Annotated in this window: 3 protein-coding genes and 1 tRNA gene; 3 read left to right on the top strand and 1 reads right to left on the bottom strand. The window is 42.9% G+C overall.

The genetic code is table 11. The features are described 5' to 3' along the window. Positions 1-66: 66 nt before the first annotated feature. The gene (locus RMO35_RS18520; RefSeq protein WP_309742980.1) at positions 67-435 is read right to left on the bottom strand and encodes a 2Fe-2S iron-sulfur cluster-binding protein; all 369 of its coding nucleotides are present in this window, start codon (positions 433-435) and stop codon (positions 67-69) included. A 259-nt stretch (positions 436-694) separates the two neighbouring features. Here RMO35_RS18520 and RMO35_RS18525 point away from each other — a divergent pair. From RMO35_RS18525 to RMO35_RS18535, 3 genes are all read left to right on the top strand, one after another. Then, positions 695-768: transfer RNA gene (locus tag RMO35_RS18525), tRNA-Pro, on the top strand. Positions 769-910: 142 nt separating this feature from the next. Then, positions 911-2,062, top strand: coding sequence for a tyrosine-type recombinase/integrase (locus RMO35_RS18530; protein ID WP_309742982.1), 1,152 nt, complete (start codon positions 911-913; stop codon positions 2,060-2,062). A gap of 379 nt (positions 2,063-2,441) precedes the next feature. Further along, on the top strand, positions 2,442-2,708 hold the full coding sequence (locus RMO35_RS18535; protein ID WP_309742984.1) for a hypothetical protein: 267 nt from the start codon (positions 2,442-2,444) through the stop codon (positions 2,706-2,708). Positions 2,709-3,159 lie beyond the last annotated feature (451 nt).

Raw genomic sequence — 3,159 nt, forward strand, 5'->3', positions numbered from 1 at the left:
CAACTAGTTGCCACCATCTAGATCTAGCTTTGCCGCTCATCATCAATCTAATCATTTACCCTACCATTACTCTTCATCCAAGTGCAGTCCACGCTTGACTTTACCCTTGCCGAAATATTGCCCAAACTGAAGCTCGTAGACTTCATCTTCAGTTTGAGTTTCGACTTCTAAGTCAGAGCAAGCATAACTCACACACAATAAGGCATAACCCTGGCTTTGCAACTGTGGCGACAATCCCATCGCCTCTGGTTGCTCTAGATCCCCAGATTTAACACGCACAGCACAAGCAGTACAAGCACCATTGCGACAAGAAAATGGTAATCTTACACCACGATCTTCAGCACTTTGAAGGATGTATCGATCGTTCGGTACCGTGACTTGATGGTAAGTCTCCGTTTGACAATTATAGATTTTGACTTGATAATTGCGAGTCATGGTGCATAGCTATGGGCTGACGTGGGGACTTCGAGTGGGAATCCATATGGATCTTATTCTCTATCTTGGCACGTCCTGATGAAAATTTCTGGGCACCCATATCCGTTTTGGCACAGACGGCGACTTTACACACTTAGAGCTAAAAATTGACAGCATACTCGATCGCCAACCTTAATTATTTCTGTTTAGCCTGTAATTAACAACCGATCGCCCGAAGCTTGCCTAATCATTCTAGATGAGCTATGATTATAGACGGCATCGGGACGTAGCGCAGCTTGGTAGCGCACTACTTTGGGGTAGTAGGGGTCGGAGGTTCAAATCCTCTCGTTCCGATTTGATTGAAACATATTGCTGGCAAGGCTTTTAGGAAACAAACTAAGTTCTGAGAGTCGTTTTTTGCTGTCTATGTGCAACAAAATATGGGCTGTTAAGGCTGGTTTGTTGGTTCAACAAGCCCACATTTAAGCCCATAAAAATGACAAATAAAGTTTGGATCGACAAGACGGGTAACGCCCTGAGACTGAGATGGAACTATAAGGGGAAGAAGCAAAGCCTGTCGCTAGGAGTTGCCGATAATCCCATTGGTAGGGCATTAGCCAAGTCGAAGATTGCAGAGATCGAGAAAGATCTCGCGGCTGGCTATTATGACCCCACGCTGTTGAAATATAAGCCGCGTAAGCTTGGAGCTAATCCCACTGAAATATCGGCTGTAGATCTGTTCGGAAAGTATATCATTCACTACAAAAAGAACAACGAGATCGCGCACGGATCGGGATTGAGGCTCAAAGCGATCGCCTCGAAGCTAGAGCAATTTTTAGGTGACAAGCAAGCCAACAAAGTCACCGAATCGGTAGCTGAAAAGGTTGTAGCGCAATGGGCTGAGTCAGCCTCTGTTGGGACGATAAAATCCTATTTGTACTACCTCAAGGGTTGCTGGGATTGGGCTAAAGACAAATATCATGTAGTCGAGCCGAACCCTTGGGATGATTGCCTGATTAAATCGCGTTCAAGAGGTAGCAGTAAACCATCTAAACAGGTTAAGCCCTTTACCATTGTCGAACTTCAGGCAATTATCGCCGCATTTGCCAACAATCCTTACTACGCTCATTACACTGATTTCGTGATTTTTCTGGTCAATACTGCTTGTCGTTTCGGTGAAGCTGCTGGCTTGAAGTGGTCATCATTAGGAGCTGACTATTCCACTGCTTGGATTGGGGAGTCTGTCTCTAGAGGGCATCAGAACGCAAAGGGCACCAAAACGGGTAAGAGTAGAACGATTCAGTTATCGCCACCAGTGCGATCGATGTTACTCGCACGATCCGAACGGATAAACCCTCAACCTGACGATTTGGTGTTTCCCAGTCCTAAAGGTCTCCCGCTCGACGACCATAACTTCAACAGAAGGGCATGGAAAACAATTTTAAAGAGTTGTCAGATCGAGTATCGATCGCCTTATAAATTGCGTCACAGTGCGATATCCCACGCCCTAGCTAATGGTGCTAATCCAATCGCACTTGCCGAGCAGTCTGGACACGATAAGCGAACGATGCTATCAACCTATGCTCATGCGATCGACCGAGAGGTCTTATTTGTGAGTATAAACGATCGCAATTTAGAGCAGCGATAGTAACTGCAATTGTCAAGTCTTTTCGATACAATTGCATCGATTTTTTGCCAAAACGGGAAAGAAAATAAATAGCTGTTGCTATCATAGTAGACATGTACTATATTATACTTATCAGCCTTGCCAAGCTTATTTGTTACTAACCCTTCTCGCAAGTAAAACAGCCAAAACCGATATTGACGATTGCCGCTAATTGGATCTAGTCCAAAGACTAGACCTAGAAAACCGTGGCGATTTTGTCACCAATCGGTGAATTAACTGAATCGAACACTTTGTTCGACCAGTTATGCAATAGAAAAGAATTAATCGAAAGACGAAATTAAGTCTTTCGATTAAGACTAAAAAAACAAAACATCACTATTATCTCACGATCGTTAGTGCTATGAAAACATCAACCAAAGCCAAACTCCGATGCTTCAAATTTTTATCAGAGACTGCAATTAGACAGGAGCGTTTCGATATCTCTGCTTGGCAATCAGCTCAGTTAAGAGCCAAGTTACCTAAAGGGATCTACTGGATTCAGCCAATAGAAAGGGGGAAGATCCTCTGGAACCTAATCTTGTTAATCGATTACTTGACTTCTGGCGATCGACCAGAACATCAAATTTTAGTTGAAGAGTATATAGCGACATTGCCATCAGTGGGCTAAGACAATACCCCATTAGTAAATCTAAGAACTACTAATGGGGCGATCGTATTACCCCGATCGATTCGTATCTACAAATCCGAAATTAGTGTTTTTAAGCCTATGAAACCCTAATCGGATTTGTGTAATTTTGCGCTGCAAACCAATACTCTAGAAGATAACCAGATAGTTATTTGACTATGGAAAATCAATAAATATTAGATACGTGCCAACTATTCGCATGTTGCTTTGAGAATTCAACAAGTATAAACCTTGACATTATCAAAGAGAATATCTCATGAAGTACGACTACTCGATTCTGTCAGAATACCTTCCTGAAAGTGTCATTGAAGAATTTTATGCTAGTGCGATCGATCCCCGACTGTGTTTGCTCAATGCTGAGTTTCTCAATGGTGATAAGGCAATTAGCGAACTATTGGGAGAAGTGAAGATTCACAATAACAATGGGACGTTA

Source organism: Chamaesiphon sp. OTE_20_metabat_361, assembly GCF_031364565.1.